Below are 13,713 nucleotides of genomic sequence, written 5' to 3' on the forward strand. Positions count from 1 at the left end.
CGCCGCACAAGCACGCGGATCAACGATCAACCGGGCTTCGCCCGTCCAAAACTGCGTTTTGTCCGGGTTCGCCGGTTAAGGAGTCAGCATGAATAATCCCGTTGGATGGTTTGAGATCTATGTTGAGGATTTGGGTCGCGCGAAAGCGTTCTATGAAACAGTCTTCGATTTACAACTCTCAGAGCTGGAAAATGCTGAGATAGAGATGTTAGCATTTCCAATGCGGCCAGAAGGTTATAGCGCGCCTGTAGCATTAGTAAGAATGCCTGGTTTTTCTGTGGGTGCCAACAGTGTAATTATTTACTTTAGTTACTTTTATTGCGGGGTTGAGGCTATAAAAACCAAGAATGCTGGAGGCCAGATTCATAAAGAAAAAATATCTATTGGGCAATACGGGTTTATTGTGCTCATAGCAGATATGGAAGGAAATATGGTTGGCTTGCATTCTATGCAATAGAGAAATATCTGTTTCCGTGTCCCCATGTGCATGGCCTAACAAAATGCTTAACAGCAGATCGCCCGTAAGCGCCCAACTGCTGAATTTCATCATTAGACCCTCTGTAAAGCAACAGTGAATACCTCCTTGCTCCTTTTCGGTGTGCTTTTCGGCTCAGTCGGGCTTGGCTATTTTTTGTATGGCAAGAAGCAGCGAGCAGTCGTACCTCTTGTTTGTGGTCTTGTTCTCATGGTCGTTTCTTATTTCATTTCCAGCACCGCCCTTCTCGTCATAGTGGGTGCTGTGCTCTCAGGTATTCCATATTTCGTGAGAATGTGAGTCATTATGAGGATGATGAACGATGAATGACACTAATTTGCAGGATTGGGTGGGCAGAAAGGAAGAAATCCAGGATTGTATTTATCCCACGCCAGCCAAGGCGCTGGCGCTGACCTTGAATGATCGGGATTTTGCAGGCAAGGAAGGCGATCCGCTGCCCGAACTCTGGCACTGGCTGTATTTTTTGCCGCTGGTTGCCCGCGCGGAAATAGGTCCAGACGGCCATCCGAAACGCGGCGGCTTTTTACCGCCGGTCTCCCTGGAACGGCGGATGTGGGCCAGCGGCCAATTGACGTTTCATCAGAATTTACGGATCGGCGAGGTGGTAACGAAAACCTCCGAGATCCTCAAGGTAGCGGAAAAGGAAGGTAAAGCGGGCCGCATGGTGTTTGTCACCGTCCGGCACACGATCGGTTCCGCCAGAGGGATCGCCATCGAGGAACAACAGGATATCGTTTATCTACCAATGCCCAAGACCTTCGTTCCGGCGGCTCCCAACCCGATTCCCGAGGATCTTGAATGGCAAGAGGCATATCCCATCGATCCAGTGCTGCTGTTCCGCTTCTCGGCGCTGACCTTCAATTCTCACAAAATCCACTACGATATTAAATACGCCACCGAGGTGGAAAAATATCCGGGCCTGGTGGTGCATGGTCCCTTGCAGGCTGTGTTGCTGCTGGAATCGGCAAAGCGCAATAACCCGAATCGACAACCGGCCAGCTACCGCTTTCGCGCGCTACGGCCCCTTTTCGATTTTGATCAAGTGTCGGTTTGCGGCCGACCCAATCCGGATGGTGGCCACGAGTTATATACGGCCAACACCGATAACCATATTGGCATGCAGGCCACCCTATCCTGGAGATAACGTCGATGGCGGAGAGACTGGAGCGTTCGATCTTACTGGTGCCGGCTTCCAACTGGAACATGGTTCAAAAGACCGCCGCCGCCCGCGCGGATGCGGTCTGCATCGATCTGGAAGACGCGGTGACGGTGGACGAAAAAGAGACGAGCCGGGCCAACGTGGTTCGTGCATACAAGGAACTGGATTTCGGCAACAAGCTGAGGATGTACCGGATCAACGGACTGGACACCCATTATGCCTATCGGGATCTGATCGAGGTGGTGGAAGCCGCCGGCGATAGCATCGATTTGATCGTGGTGCCCAAGGTGAACCGCCCCGAAGATATCTATGTGGTGGAAACGCTGCTGACGCAGATCGAGAGCTACCGGCAATTCTCACGCCCCATCGGCATCGAGGCGCTGATCGAGACGGCGGCCGGCTGCGTCAACATCCGGGAAATCGCGGCCTGTTCCGCCCGGCTGGAAGGATTCGTGTACGGGTCCGGCGATTATGCGGCGTCGGTGCGGATGCCGATGGAATCGATCGGGGAACTGGACGAAAACGACGCGGCGTATCCCGGTCACCGCTGGCATCACATCATGCATTCGATTGTCACCGCCGCCCGCGCCTACAACAAGCGCGCCATTGATGGACCTTTCGCCGGCATCAAGAATCCCGAAGGCTTGACGCAAGCCTGCAAAATCGGGCGGGCCATGGGCTTCGATGGCAAATGGTGCATTCACCCGAGCCAGATCGAAACGGTCAACCATACTTTTGTCCCGTCGGCCAAGGACATTGAATGGGCGCAAACCGTGCTGCGCGAGTACGAGATCGCGCGGCAAGAGGGCCGGGGCGCCCTCAGCGTCAAGGGAAAAATGATCGACGTCGCTTCGCTCAGAATCTGCCACACCCTGGTTGAAAGGGCTAGACTGGCGGGATTACTCAACTGAGACGATATGCCATGGCGAAAATATTGGAAGGACTGCGAGTGGTTGAAGGCACCGCCTTCGTGGCCGCGCCGCTGGCCGGTATGACGCTGGCGCAGATGGGTGCGGATGTGATCCGGTTCGACCGCCTCCGGGGCGGTCTGGACCATCACCGCTGGCCGGTCACCCACGACAACAAAAGCCTGTTCTGGGCTGGCTTGAACAAGGGCAAACGTTCCCTGGCCGTGGATGTGGGCACGCCGCGCGGGCAGGAGATCGCCACCCAGTTGATCTGCGCCCCCGGGCCGGAAGCGGGTATTTTTCTGACCAATCTCCGAGTGCGCGGCTGGATGGATTACGAGCACCTGAAGCAGCACCGCGAAGACCTGATCATGCTGACCGTGCTGGGCAACCGCGAAGGCGGCCCGGCGGTCGATTACACCATCAACCCCGGTGTGGGTTTTCCCCATGCCACCGGGCCGGAGGGTTCCAGCGACCCGGTTTGCCATGTGCTGCCGGCCTGGGATTGCATCACCGGCCAGATGGCGGCGCTGGGCTTGCTGGCGGCCGAGCGGCACCGGCGCCTGACCGGCCAGGGTCAGGCGGTGGAGATCGCCCTGAAGGATGTGGCCCTGGCCATGCTGGGCAACCTGGGGATCATCGGCGAGGTGATGGTCAACGATTTCGACCGGCCCAAGTACGGCAATTATCTGTACGGTGCTTACGGCAACGAATTCGACACCGCCGATGGCCGCAAGGTGATGGTGGTCGGTTTGACCCGGCGGCAGTGGGATGGGCTATGCAAGATCACCGGCCTGAAGGCGGAATTCGATGCCCTGGGCGAGAAGCTCGGTTTGAATCTGCATCGGGAAGGGGATCGCTTCGAGGCCCGCGCCGAGATCACCGCGCTGCTGGCGCCCTGGTTCCGGGCCAGGAAAGTGGAGGAGTTTGCCCAGGCTTTCGACGAGAGCGGGGTCACCTGGTCGGTGTTCCGCAGCTTCAAGCAGGCCGTCCAGCAGGAGCCCGACCTGTCGGCGCGGCATCCGATGTTCAGCCTGCTGGAACAGCCGGGGATCGGCGAGTATCTGGTGCCGGGCTCCCCCTTCGAGTTCGGCGAGTTCGAGCGTACTCCGCCCAAGCGGGCCGCCGTGCTGGGCGAACACACCGACGAAATTCTGTCGGGGATTCTCGGCATGAGCGATGCCGAGATTTCCCGGCTGCATGAGGACAAGGTGGTGGCGGGACCGCGCCTTTGAGTCTTTCGCGCCGCTGGTTCAGGCGGCCTGTTCACCCTTGTTCACCAGCCGCACGAACAGTTCTTCCAGCCGGTTGGTCTTATTGCGCAGACTGACCACCTCAATGCCCTGCGCCGACAGATCCTGAAACAGACCGTTCAGGCCCCGTTCCTTGGAGACGTCGGCCTCCAAAGTCCACTCATCCATCCGCCGCAGTACGTAGCCGGGCGCGGCTGGCGGTTCGGCCAGTGGCTGACGCAGATTCAGCACGAAGGTTTCCAGATGCAGGCGGCCGATCAGGGTGCTCATCCGGTCGTTCGCAACGATCCGGCCTTGATCGATGATGGCGATGTGCCGGCACAGACTTTCCGCCTCTTCCAGATAATGCGTGGTCAGAATGATGGTGGTGCCGCGAGCGTTGGTGGCGCGCAGGAAATCCCAGGTCGAGCGGCGGATCTCGATGTCCACTCCGGCGGTCGGCTCGTCCAGGATCAGCAGCTTCGGCTCGTGAACCAGTGCGCGGGCGATCATCAGCCGGCGCTTCATGCCGCCCGACAGCTCTCGCGCCATCACCCGCCGCTTTTCCCATAAACCAAGTTGCTTGAGATAGGTTGCGGCTCGCTGGTAAGCCAGTTCGCGCGGGATGCCGTAATAGCCGGCCTGGTTGATGACGATCTCGATGACCGGTTCGAACTGGTTGAAGTTGAACTCCTGCGGCACCAGCCCGATACAGGCTTTCGCCGCGCTCAGTTCGTGGTCGAGGTCGTGCCCGAAGATCTGAACGGAACCGCCGGATTTGCGCACCAGCGAGCAAATGATGCCGATGGTGGTGGATTTGCCGGCGCCATTGGGGCCGAGCAGGGCGAAAAACTCGCCTTCCGCGACCTCCAGATCGATGCCGCGCAGGGCTTCAAGGCTGTTGGCGTAGGTCTTGCGCAACTGGCGCAGGGTCAGGGCGTGAGCGGTCATGGTGCGTTCGGAGTCAGGCGGGAAATCAGAGTTGCTGGGGGAGCAGATACGGCTCGAATTCAGGGGTGAAGCGTTCCTGAAAGCCGCCGTCGGGGCCGATCAGCATAAAAAAAGCCGCCAGATGGTGTTCGCCGGCCAGTTGGAACCCCAGCTCCGGGCCGGCGGCCAGCAAGGTCGTGGCGGTGGCGTCGGCCACCATGGAGCGGTCGCTGATCACCGTCACCGAAGCCAGGGTGTGCGGGACCGGCCAGCCGGTGCGGGGATTGATGACATGCGAGTAGCGCTGGCCGTTCTGCTCGAAAAAATTGCGGTAGTCGCCCGAGGTGGAGACCGCGCGCTCGCCGAGTCGGATCAATCGTTCGACCGCGCGCTGGCCGGCCACCGGTTTTTCGATGGCGATGGTCCAGGGTTCGCCGCGACCGTTGTGGCCCCGGGCGCGGATTTCGCCGCCGATCGAGGCCAGATAATTTTCGATGCCGGTAGCGTCGATCAAGGCGGCCATCCGATCCACGCCGTAGCCTTTGGCCATGGCGGAAAGATCGACGTACAGGTCGGCGCGATCCTTTTTTAGCGCCGGCGGCTCGGCGCGGGCGTGCAAGTGCCAGTAGCCGACCCGCTCGCGGGCCTGGGCGATGGTGGCCGCGGAGGGAACCTCATCGCGGCGTGGTTCCGGTCCGAAGCCCCAGAGATTGACCAGCGGGCCGACGGTGAGATCGAAAATGCCGCCGCTGAGTTCGCTGATCCGCAATCCTTCGGCAACCACCTGTTGCAATTCGGGAGAAACCGCGATCCAGTCGGTACGGGGATTTTGGTTGAAGCGCGACAGTTCCGAATCGGGATCGTAGGTGGACATTTGCCGGTTGATGCGGACCAGCAGATCCTCGACCCGTGCCTGAAGGTCGGTGGGGACAACTTGCCCAGGCGCCGGCACCAGCTTGATTTCGTAGCTGGTGCCCATGGTGGCGCCGGTCAGGCGCACGGTGGGGTCGGGTGGGGCACTGTCGCAGGCGGCCAGCGTCAGTCCGACCAGCAACGGCAAGACGCAGGTTGGCCACCGATGGCGCGGCGGTCTGCAAAGGCGGTTCGACATGATGGCGTTATGAAGGTCAGTGGGCTGGCGCGCGTGGGCCGAGCGAGACCGGCGGTACCAGGCAGGCGCCGCCGGTCGTTACGGAGGGGGACTCGTTCAGGCGCTGGCCGCCGCTTCCATCGCGGTGATGGCGTCGGCCATGCTCACTACCCGGCGGGCGCTCTCGACATGGAGGTTTTCGACCAGTCGGCCGTTCACCACCACCACGCCCTCGCCGCGCGCCGCCGCCGCCGCATGGGCTTCGATGATCTGTCGCGACCAGGCCACATCTTCCGGCTTCGGGGTGAAGACCCCGTTGCAGGGACCCACCTGCTTGGGATGAATCAGGGTCTTGCCGTCGAAGCCGAACTCGCTGCCCTGACGGCAGGCGAATTCGAAGCCGGCGTCGTCGTTGAGATCGAGATAGACGCCGTCGAGGATGGCCAGCCCGGCGGCACGGGCGGCCAGCAGACACAGCCCGAGCGAGGTGACGAACGGCAGGCGTTCGTGGGTATGGGCGCAGTCCAGTTCCTTGGCCAGATCGGAGGTACCCATCACCAGGCATTCCATGCGCGACGAGGCGCGGGCGATCCACTGCGATTCGAGGATGCTGCGCGGGGTTTCCATCATCGCCCAGATGGTCATGCCGGCCGGCGCGCCGTTGGCTACCATGATCGCTTCCATGTGGTGAATGGCGTCGGCGCTTTCCACCTTGGGCAACAGCAGGGCGTCGGCGCCCGATTTGGAAGCCATGGCGATGTCTTCGTAGCCCCAGCGGGTGGACAGGGCATTGACGCGGATGATGGTCTCGCGCATACCGAAACCGCCGGCGGCGACCGCCTCGCACACCTGCTTGCGCGCCTGTTCCTTGGCATCGGGCGCAACGGCGTCTTCCAGATCGAGAATCAAGCCGTCGGCCGGCAGGGCACGGGCCTTCTCCAGGGCGCGGGCGTTGGAGCCTGGCATATACAGCACGCTGCGGCGGGGACGCGCGGATTTGGGCATAACGGTTCTCCTGTGAGGTTTAGTGTGCGCGGGTTTGGAGTGCCCGCAGGATTTGGCAAAGATTAGCGCAACCGGGACATGGCCGAAAGCCTGTAAAGTTTATATTGTCTTTTCCCGCTCAAGGGCGAGAAAGAGGTTCATATTAGTTTTTTTTCCGCTAATTCCGTAATCTACTGTCCTTGTCCTCTTGCGCGATGACCGGCCGTGACCCCGATACGGCGGCGGTTCGGGCCGCAAGGCGTGTCAACTCTCAGTGAGCGGAGCGAAGCGTATGATTCCCCAAGTCAAGACCATTTTGTACACCACGGCCCTAGGCAGCCACACGCGGCCGGTATTTCGGTTCACCGTGGGGCTGGCCAAGCAGCTTGGGGCCAGAATCATTCTGTTGCATGTGGTTGAGCCGCTGAGTAATTCGGTGCGGTTTCTGATCGACTCCTATCTGAAGCCGGACGCGGCGAAGGATCTGCATCGTCAGGCCAGCGAGGGCATGCTGGAGAAGATCCACCAGCGGATGGATGCGTTTTGCGCGGAGGAACTCGGCGCCACGCTCGCGCAGACGGAGGTGATTGCGGAAGTTCGGGTGGCCAGCGGCCTGGCTTGCGAGGTGATCCTGTCCGAGGCCGACCGGCACAACGTCGATCTGATCGTCATGGGCGCGCACACTGGCTCCGGCGTGCGTGCCGACTTGCTGGGTTCGACCACCCGTCGGATTACCCTGCTGTCGAAGCGCCCGGTGCTGATCGTCCCGGTTGCGGACGGCGACAATAATGAGTGGGCCAAGCCGCTGATCTGATTGGCGGGTGGCTAAGGCGGGCAAGGCGGGCAAGGCGGGCAAGGTGGGGAAACCCACCTTGCCATGGGCTTAATGCCCCAGTCCGTCCAGATACTTGTCGGCGTCCAGCGCGGCCATGCAACCGCTGCCGGCCGAGGTGATGGCCTGGCGATAGACATGGTCGGCCACGTCGCCGGCGGCGAACACTCCTGGGATGCTGGCGGTAGTGGCGCCGCCCTCGGAGCCCCCCTTGACCAGGAGGTAGCCGTTGCGCATTTCCAGCTGACCGGTAAAGAGGTCGGTGTTCGGCTTGTGGCCGATGGCGACGAACAGTCCTTGCAGGGCGATGTCCTTGGTCTGGTCGGTGTTGATGTCGCGCACGCGAATTCCGGTCACGCCGCTGTCGTCGCCGAGCACTTCATCCAGCACGCAATCCAGTTGCAGCCGGATCTTGCCGGCGTTCACTTTCTCCATCAGCTTTTCGACCATGATCTTCTCGGCGCGGAACTGCTGGCGGCGGTGCACCAGTGTGACTTCGCTGGCGATGTTGGCCAGGTATAGCGCTTCCTCGACCGCGGTATTGCCGCCGCCGACCACCGCCACTTTCTGATTGCGGTAGAAGAAACCGTCGCAGGTGGCGCAGCCAGACACACCCTTGCCCATGAACGCCTGCTCCGATGGGAGCCCCAGATACTGGGCCGAGGCGCCGGTGGCGATGATCAGGGCGTCGCAGCTGTACTCGCCGGCGTCGCCGCTCAGCCGGAACGGCCGTTGCTCCAGGCGGGCGGTGTGGATGTGATCGAAAATGATCTCGGTGCCGAAGCGCTCGGCGTGCCGGCGCATGCGGTCCATCAAATCCGGTCCCTGCAAGCCCTCGACGTCGCCGGGCCAGTTGTCCACTTCGGTGGTGGTGGTCAATTGCCCGCCCATTTGCAGGCCGGTGACCATGACCGGTTGCAGGTTGGCGCGGGCGGCATAGACCGCCGCCGAGTAGCCAGCCGGGCCGGAGCCCAGAATCAACAGGCGGCAATGCTTGGGTGTTTTACTGCTCATCGGTGAGTCTCCCCATCGTGCGTTGGTGGCGGACAATGCCGGAACGCGAACGTCCGGGTCGGGCGCTGGCGTGCGGGCACTGCGGTAATCCTGACCCCTGCTGCCCCGTGAAACACCCTCTCCCGGTGAGGGAGAGGGTTGAGGTAAAGCCTTGAGATTTACAGCGCGGAGGCGTTCTCGGCCAGGTAGGCGGCCACGCCATCGGCGGTGGGCTTCATGCCCTTCTGGCCTTTCTTCCAGCCGGCCGGGCAGACTTCACCATACTCCTCGGTGAATTGCAGGGCCTCGACCAGGCGCACCATTTCGTCCACTTCGCGGCCGAGCGGCAGGTTGTTGACGATCTGTGCCTGCACCACGCCCGCCTTGTCGATCAGGAAGGAACCGCGCAAGGCGACGCCGGCCGGATGTTCAATGCCGTAAGCCTGGGTAATTTCATGCTTGACGTCGGCAACCATGGGGAACTGTACCGGACCAATGCCGCCCTTTTCGGGAGGCGTATTGCGCCAGGCATAGTGCGTAAACTGCGAATCGATGGAGACCCCCACGACTTCCACCCCGAGTTCCTTGAACTTGGCGATGCGGTGATCGTGGGCGATGATCTCGGACGGGCAGACGAAGGTAAAGTCCAGTGGCCAGAAGAACAGCACCACATACTTACCGCGCAGATCGGACAGCTTGAAATCTTCCTTGATCGAGCCGTCCGGCATGGCGGCGGCGGCGGTGAAGTCCGGGGCGGGCTGGGTGACTAATACGCTCATATGCAGGGCTCCTTGAGGTTTGTCGAAGGTTGGAACGATGAACTGGGATGTAGCTTAAGCGAGGATCGCTCATTATGGAAATTGAATCATGCAAACGTATCGATAGATATTTACTAATTTACGCGCCGGGCTTGTCACGTTCCTGTCATAAAGATTCCTTAATAAGGAAGCTGCGGTGATCGCTCCGCAAGGAGCTTGGGACGGTTCGAGTAAATTCAAGAGGACTCATGAACGCAAAGCACATTTTAATCGTGGAGGATGAGCAGCCGATCCGGGAGATGATCTCCTTTGCCTTGGCCGGGGTCGGCTACGAGGTGCGGGAAGCCGGCGACGCCCGCCAGGCGCAGGCCGCCATCTCCGAACGCCTGCCCGATCTCATCCTGCTGGACTGGATGCTACCCGGCATCAGCGGCATCGATTTTGCCCGGCGTTTGAAAAAGGAAGATTTGACGCGCGAACTGCCGATCATCATGTTGACCGCCCGTGCCGAGGAGGAAGACAAGGTGCAGGGCCTGGAAAGCGGTACCGACGACTATATTACCAAGCCTTTTTCTCCGCGTGAGTTGGTGGCGCGTATCCGGGCGGTGCTGCGGCGGGGCGGACCGGCGGCGGCGGACGAAATCCTGCACGCCAACGGACTGTCCCTGGATCTGGCCAGCCATCGGGTGAGTGCCGGCGATGCGCTGCTGGAGGTGGGGCCGACCGAATACCGGCTGCTGGAGTTTTTTATGTCCCATCCGGAGCGGGTGTACAGTCGTGGCCAGTTGCTGGATCGCGTGTGGGGCAGCAATGTCTATGTTGAGGAGCGCACCGTGGACGTGCATATCCGCCGGTTGCGCAAGGTGCTGGAGCCCTACGGCTACGAGGCGCTGATCCAAACGGTGCGCGGCGCCGGTTACCGGTTTTCGACCCGGATCTAGCGTGTCCCGTTCCTGGTGGTCGCTGCTGCGACGGCAAGCGTCGATCCTGCTGGGCGCCGCGTGGGCCGGCTGGCTGGTGGGTCATCCGCTGGGTGCCTTGCTGCTGGCCACGCTGGGCTGTTTGGCTTGGCAGATGTGGAAGCTGTGGCAACTGGATCGCTGGCTGCGCGAGGGACGGGACGCCGGCCCGGCGCCGTTCGGCGGGCTGGTGTGGGCGGATATCGGCGCCCATGTCGCACGCCTGCGTCGGCAGAGCCGCAAGCGCAAACGCAAGCTCAGTCGGCTGCTGAAACAATTCCAGCAAGCCACCGCCGCCTTGCCGGACGCCGCCGTGGTGCTGAGCGAAGACGACCGGATGTTATGGTGCAACGGCGCCGCCCACACCTTGCTCGGCCTGTCGCCGAACCGGGATGTCGGCTTGCCGATCACGCACTTGCTGCGCCATCCTGGTTTCGTGGCGTTCTTGACGCAGCGGCGCTGTCGCGACAGCGTGGAATTTCCCGCGCCGGTGGATGACGGTGTGCTGCTCAGCGCCCGCGTCGTGCCTTACGGCAAAAAACAGCGGCTGCTGCTGGCGGCGGACATCAGTCGGGTCCGCCAGTTGGAGCAGATGCGGCGCGATTTCGTCGCTAACGTTTCGCACGAACTGCGCACGCCGCTGACGGTGATCAGCGGCTATCTGGAGACGCTGCTCGACAGCGAAAGCCCGGCACTGGCGGCATGGCGGCAGCCGTTGTCGGGCATGCAGCGGCAATCCAGGCGCATGTTGCACATCGTCGAGGACCTGTTGATGCTGGCGCGCTTGGAAACCCAGCGCGAACGGCCGCCACGCAAGCCGGTCGCGGTGCCGGCGCTGCTGGCGGATATCGCCGGGGACGCCATCGCCCTCAGCGGCGAGCAGGGCCATCGGATCGAGATCGAAGCCGATTTGGCGTTGTGGTTGCTTGGTTGCGAGAAGGAATTGCGCAGCGCGTTTTCCAATCTGGCGTTCAACGCGGTGCGCCATACTCCGGCGGGCGGGCGGATCCGAATTTGCTGGTTTAGCGACGCCAGCGGCCTGCACTTGGTGGTGGAGGACAACGGCGAGGGCATTGCCCCTCAGCACCTTCCGCGACTGACCGAGCGCTTCTACCGGGTCAACCGTGACCGCTCGCGCGGCAGCGGCGGCACCGGGCTGGGGTTATCCATCGTCAAGCACGTTCTGCACAATCATGGCGGCCAGTTGCGAATTACCAGCGAATTGGGCGTGGGTAGCGTGTTTAGCTGCGATTTTCCGGGGGAACTGCGGGTGGGGCCGGCCGTTGTCGCGCCGGCATGCAATGGAGCCGCCGCCCGATGTTAAACTGACGGTGTTTTCGCCGAGGAGTGTCCGATGAAATTACTGCTGGTCCGTCATGCCATCGCCGAGGATGCGGAATCGTCCGCCGCCGGCGCCGACGCGCTGCGGCCGTTGACCGAAATCGGTCGAAAAAAGATGCGCAAGGGCGCCAACCGCCTGCGTTCCCAAGTGGACAGGATCGATGTTCTGGCGTGCAGCCCGCGGCTGCGAGCGCGCGAAACCGCCGGAATCATCGCCCGCGCTTTTGGCGAACTGCCGGTGCTGGAGCGCCCCGAACTGGATTTCACCCATCCGCCCGAAGCGGCGACGGAATGGTTGGGGCAGTATCCGGCTGAGACCGTGCTGGCGGCGGTGGGCCACGAACCCCATCTCGGTTTGTTGTCCGGCCTGCTGCTGACAGGGATACCTTGTCCGCTGATCGCCTTTCGCAAGGGTGGGGTGGCACTGCTGGAATTTCCCGGCCGCGTCGCGCCCGGCAAGGGTGTGCTGCACTGGGTGTTAACCGCCGGCCAGTTGCGCGGTCTCAAGCAGGATTGAAGGAAAACCGCCATGTCCACCGATGTCGTCGCTGCCATCGATCTGGGTTCCAACAGCTTTCATCTGATCGTCGCCCGGATCGCCAACGGCCATGTGCAGGTGTTGGACCGCTTGCGCGAGATGGTGCAGCTGGCCAGTGGCCTGGACAACCGCAACCGCCTGTCCGAGGAATCGCAGCAGCGGGCTTTGGACTGTCTGGCGCGCTTTGGCCAGCGCCTGCGCCATCTTGCTCCCGAACAATTGCGCATCGTCGGGACCAACACCCTGCGTCAGGCGCGCAACAGCGCCGGGTTTTTGAGCCGCGCCGAGCAGGTACTGGGGCACAATATCGAGATCATCAGCGGCCAGGAAGAGGCGCGGCTGATCTATCTGGGGGTCGCGCACAGCGTCGCCGACGTCACCGGTCGGCGGCTGGTGGTGGATATCGGTGGTGGTAGCACCGAGCTGATCGTCGGCGAGAAATTCGCAACCCGGTCCCTGACCAGTTTGAAGATGGGCTGCGTCAGTCTGAGCCGGGCCTGCTTCGACGACGGGCGGATCAGCGAATCCCGCCTGCGCGAGGCGGAGTTGCTGGTGCGCTTGAAGTTGGAACCGGTTTGCGAGGAATTCCGGGCGCTGGGCTGGCAGGTGGCGACCGGCGCCTCGGGTTCGATCAAGGCCATCCACGAAGTGATCATGAAGGAAGGATGGAGCCGCGAGGGGATCACGCTGGAGGCATTGCGCCGTTTGCGCGCCGCGCTGCTGGAAAGCGGACAGACGGCGGCCTTGGCCGCGCGCTGGCAACTGGAACCGGCCCGCGCCCGAGTGTTCACCGGTGGCTTCGTGGTGCTGCACGGTTTGTGCGAGGCGCTGGGCGTGACCCGCATGGAGGTGTCCGACGGCGCGCTGCGGGAAGGGGTCATTTACGACCTGCTGGGCCGCATCCGCCATGAGGACGTGCGCGATCGCAGCATCGCGGCGGTGATCGACCGTTACGGCCTGGACCAGGCACAGGCTGAGCGGGTCAGCGCGACCGCCCGGATGCTGCTCGATCAGCTGCGGGATCGCTGGGGCCTGACGGCGGAAGAGTGGACGCACAATCTGGATTGGGCGGCCCGCTTGCATGAGATCGGCCTGTTGCTCACCCATGATCGCCACCACAAGCACGGTGCTTATATCCTGCAACATGCCGAACTGCCGGGATTTTCAAACAGCGATCAGACGCTGCTGGCGGCGCTGGTCCGTCGTCATCGGCGGGGGTTTTCGGTAAGCGCGTTCAAGCACTTGCCCAAGGAGGTGGCGCCACTGACCCAGCGCCTGGGCGTGGTGCTGCGACTGGCGGTGGTGCTGCATCGCAGCCGCAGCCGCCAGCCGTTGCCGCCGCTGGAACTGCGTGCCGGCCGAAGCCGCCTGGATTTGCGTTTCCCGGCGGGTTGGCTGGACGATTATCCGCTGACCCAGGCCGATCTGGCGGCGGAAGCGCGCTATCTGAAAAAAGCCGGTTTCCGCTTGAAGTTTGGCTGAGAGAGCCGATC

The 13,713-nt window shown here is 62.1% G+C and carries 14 protein-coding genes; 9 read left to right on the top strand and 5 right to left on the bottom strand.

Features of this window, described 5'->3' with window-relative positions; translation table 11 throughout:
- The first annotated feature begins 88 nt into the window (after positions 1-88).
- The 4 genes from IPM89_04970 to IPM89_04985 all read left to right on the top strand — a co-directional run bounded on the left by IPM89_04970 (position 89) and on the right by IPM89_04985 (position 3,798).
- Complete coding sequence (locus IPM89_04970) at positions 89-457, top strand: VOC family protein (protein QQS55170.1); 369 nt, start codon at positions 89-91, stop codon at positions 455-457.
- A gap of 340 nt (positions 458-797) precedes the next feature.
- Positions 798-1,640 carry a MaoC family dehydratase N-terminal domain-containing protein gene (locus tag IPM89_04975; GenBank protein QQS55171.1) on the top strand — a complete coding sequence of 281 codons (843 nt, stop codon included), beginning with the start codon at positions 798-800 and terminating at the stop codon, positions 1,638-1,640.
- Positions 1,641-1,645: 5 nt separating this feature from the next.
- Positions 1,646-2,566, top strand: coding sequence for a CoA ester lyase (locus IPM89_04980; GenBank protein ID QQS55172.1), 921 nt, complete (start codon positions 1,646-1,648; stop codon positions 2,564-2,566).
- 11 nt (positions 2,567-2,577) lie between these two features.
- Positions 2,578-3,798 carry a CoA transferase gene (locus IPM89_04985; GenBank protein QQS55173.1) on the top strand — a complete coding sequence of 407 codons (1,221 nt, stop codon included), beginning with the start codon at positions 2,578-2,580 and terminating at the stop codon, positions 3,796-3,798.
- An 18-nt stretch (positions 3,799-3,816) separates the two neighbouring features.
- On the opposite strand, the gene IPM89_04990 is transcribed toward IPM89_04985, so the two are convergent.
- From IPM89_04990 to IPM89_05000, 3 genes are all read right to left on the bottom strand, one after another.
- Positions 3,817-4,746 carry an ABC transporter ATP-binding protein gene (locus IPM89_04990; GenBank protein ID QQS55174.1) on the bottom strand — a complete coding sequence of 310 codons (930 nt, stop codon included), beginning with the start codon at positions 4,744-4,746 and terminating at the stop codon, positions 3,817-3,819.
- Positions 4,747-4,771: 25 nt separating this feature from the next.
- The gene (locus IPM89_04995) at positions 4,772-5,836 is read right to left on the bottom strand and encodes an FAD:protein FMN transferase (protein ID QQS55175.1); all 1,065 of its coding nucleotides are present in this window, start codon (positions 5,834-5,836) and stop codon (positions 4,772-4,774) included.
- A 96-nt stretch (positions 5,837-5,932) separates the two neighbouring features.
- On the bottom strand, positions 5,933-6,820 hold the full coding sequence (locus IPM89_05000; GenBank protein QQS55176.1) for a CoA ester lyase: 888 nt from the start codon (positions 6,818-6,820) through the stop codon (positions 5,933-5,935).
- Positions 6,821-7,091: 271 nt separating this feature from the next.
- Between IPM89_05000 and IPM89_05005 the strand changes: the two genes are divergently transcribed.
- A complete protein-coding gene (locus IPM89_05005; GenBank protein QQS55177.1) occupies positions 7,092-7,613 on the top strand; it encodes a universal stress protein in 522 nt (173 codons plus the stop codon).
- A gap of 69 nt (positions 7,614-7,682) precedes the next feature.
- Here IPM89_05005 and trxB read toward each other — a convergent pair whose 3' ends face one another.
- Both trxB and IPM89_05015 read right to left on the bottom strand, forming a co-directional pair.
- Positions 7,683-8,645, bottom strand: a complete 963-nt coding sequence (trxB, locus tag IPM89_05010) for a thioredoxin-disulfide reductase (GenBank protein QQS55178.1) — start codon at positions 8,643-8,645, stop codon at positions 7,683-7,685.
- A gap of 158 nt (positions 8,646-8,803) precedes the next feature.
- Positions 8,804-9,403: a peroxiredoxin gene (locus IPM89_05015; GenBank protein ID QQS55179.1), complete on the bottom strand. Its 600-nt coding sequence runs from the start codon at positions 9,401-9,403 to the stop codon at positions 8,804-8,806.
- Positions 9,404-9,630: 227 nt separating this feature from the next.
- Here IPM89_05015 and phoB point away from each other — a divergent pair, with 227 nt between their 5' ends.
- The 4 genes from phoB to ppx are packed head-to-tail and all read left to right on the top strand — an operon-like array spanning position 9,631 to position 13,702.
- Positions 9,631-10,323, top strand: a complete 693-nt coding sequence (phoB, locus tag IPM89_05020; GenBank protein ID QQS55180.1) for a phosphate regulon transcriptional regulator PhoB — start codon at positions 9,631-9,633, stop codon at positions 10,321-10,323.
- A 1-nt stretch (position 10,324) separates the two neighbouring features.
- Positions 10,325-11,665, top strand: coding sequence for a phosphate regulon sensor histidine kinase PhoR (phoR, locus tag IPM89_05025; protein QQS55181.1), 1,341 nt, complete (start codon positions 10,325-10,327; stop codon positions 11,663-11,665).
- A gap of 30 nt (positions 11,666-11,695) precedes the next feature.
- Positions 11,696-12,199, top strand: coding sequence for a histidine phosphatase family protein (locus IPM89_05030; protein QQS55182.1), 504 nt, complete (start codon positions 11,696-11,698; stop codon positions 12,197-12,199).
- Between the two features lie 12 nt (positions 12,200-12,211).
- Positions 12,212-13,702, top strand: a complete 1,491-nt coding sequence (ppx, locus tag IPM89_05035; GenBank protein QQS55183.1) for an exopolyphosphatase — start codon at positions 12,212-12,214, stop codon at positions 13,700-13,702.
- Positions 13,703-13,713: the final 11 nt, after the last annotated feature.

Source organism: Candidatus Competibacteraceae bacterium, from assembly GCA_016699715.1.
GTDB lineage: Bacteria > Pseudomonadota > Gammaproteobacteria > Competibacterales > Competibacteraceae > Competibacter.

Excerpts from the sequence above, each read along its gene's own strand:
- IPM89_04970 (QQS55170.1), top strand. The coding sequence starts at position 89 with ATGAATAATCCCGTTGGATGGTTTGAGATCTATGTTGAGGATTTGGGT.
- IPM89_04975 (QQS55171.1), top strand. The coding sequence starts at position 798 with ATGAATGACACTAATTTGCAGGATTGGGTGGGCAGAAAGGAAGAAATC.
- IPM89_04980 (QQS55172.1), top strand. The coding sequence starts at position 1,646 with ATGGCGGAGAGACTGGAGCGTTCGATCTTACTGGTGCCGGCTTCCAAC.
- IPM89_04985 (QQS55173.1), top strand. The coding sequence starts at position 2,578 with ATGGCGAAAATATTGGAAGGACTGCGAGTGGTTGAAGGCACCGCCTTC.
- IPM89_04990 (QQS55174.1), bottom strand. The coding sequence starts at position 4,746 with ATGACCGCTCACGCCCTGACCCTGCGCCAGTTGCGCAAGACCTACGCC.
- IPM89_04995 (QQS55175.1), bottom strand. The coding sequence starts at position 5,836 with ATGTCGAACCGCCTTTGCAGACCGCCGCGCCATCGGTGGCCAACCTGC.
- IPM89_05000 (QQS55176.1), bottom strand. The coding sequence starts at position 6,820 with ATGCCCAAATCCGCGCGTCCCCGCCGCAGCGTGCTGTATATGCCAGGC.
- IPM89_05005 (QQS55177.1), top strand. The coding sequence starts at position 7,092 with ATGATTCCCCAAGTCAAGACCATTTTGTACACCACGGCCCTAGGCAGC.
- trxB (QQS55178.1), bottom strand. The coding sequence starts at position 8,645 with ATGAGCAGTAAAACACCCAAGCATTGCCGCCTGTTGATTCTGGGCTCC.
- IPM89_05015 (QQS55179.1), bottom strand. The coding sequence starts at position 9,403 with ATGAGCGTATTAGTCACCCAGCCCGCCCCGGACTTCACCGCCGCCGCC.
- phoB (QQS55180.1), top strand. The coding sequence starts at position 9,631 with ATGAACGCAAAGCACATTTTAATCGTGGAGGATGAGCAGCCGATCCGG.
- IPM89_05030 (QQS55182.1), top strand. The coding sequence starts at position 11,696 with ATGAAATTACTGCTGGTCCGTCATGCCATCGCCGAGGATGCGGAATCG.
- ppx (QQS55183.1), top strand. The coding sequence starts at position 12,212 with ATGTCCACCGATGTCGTCGCTGCCATCGATCTGGGTTCCAACAGCTTT.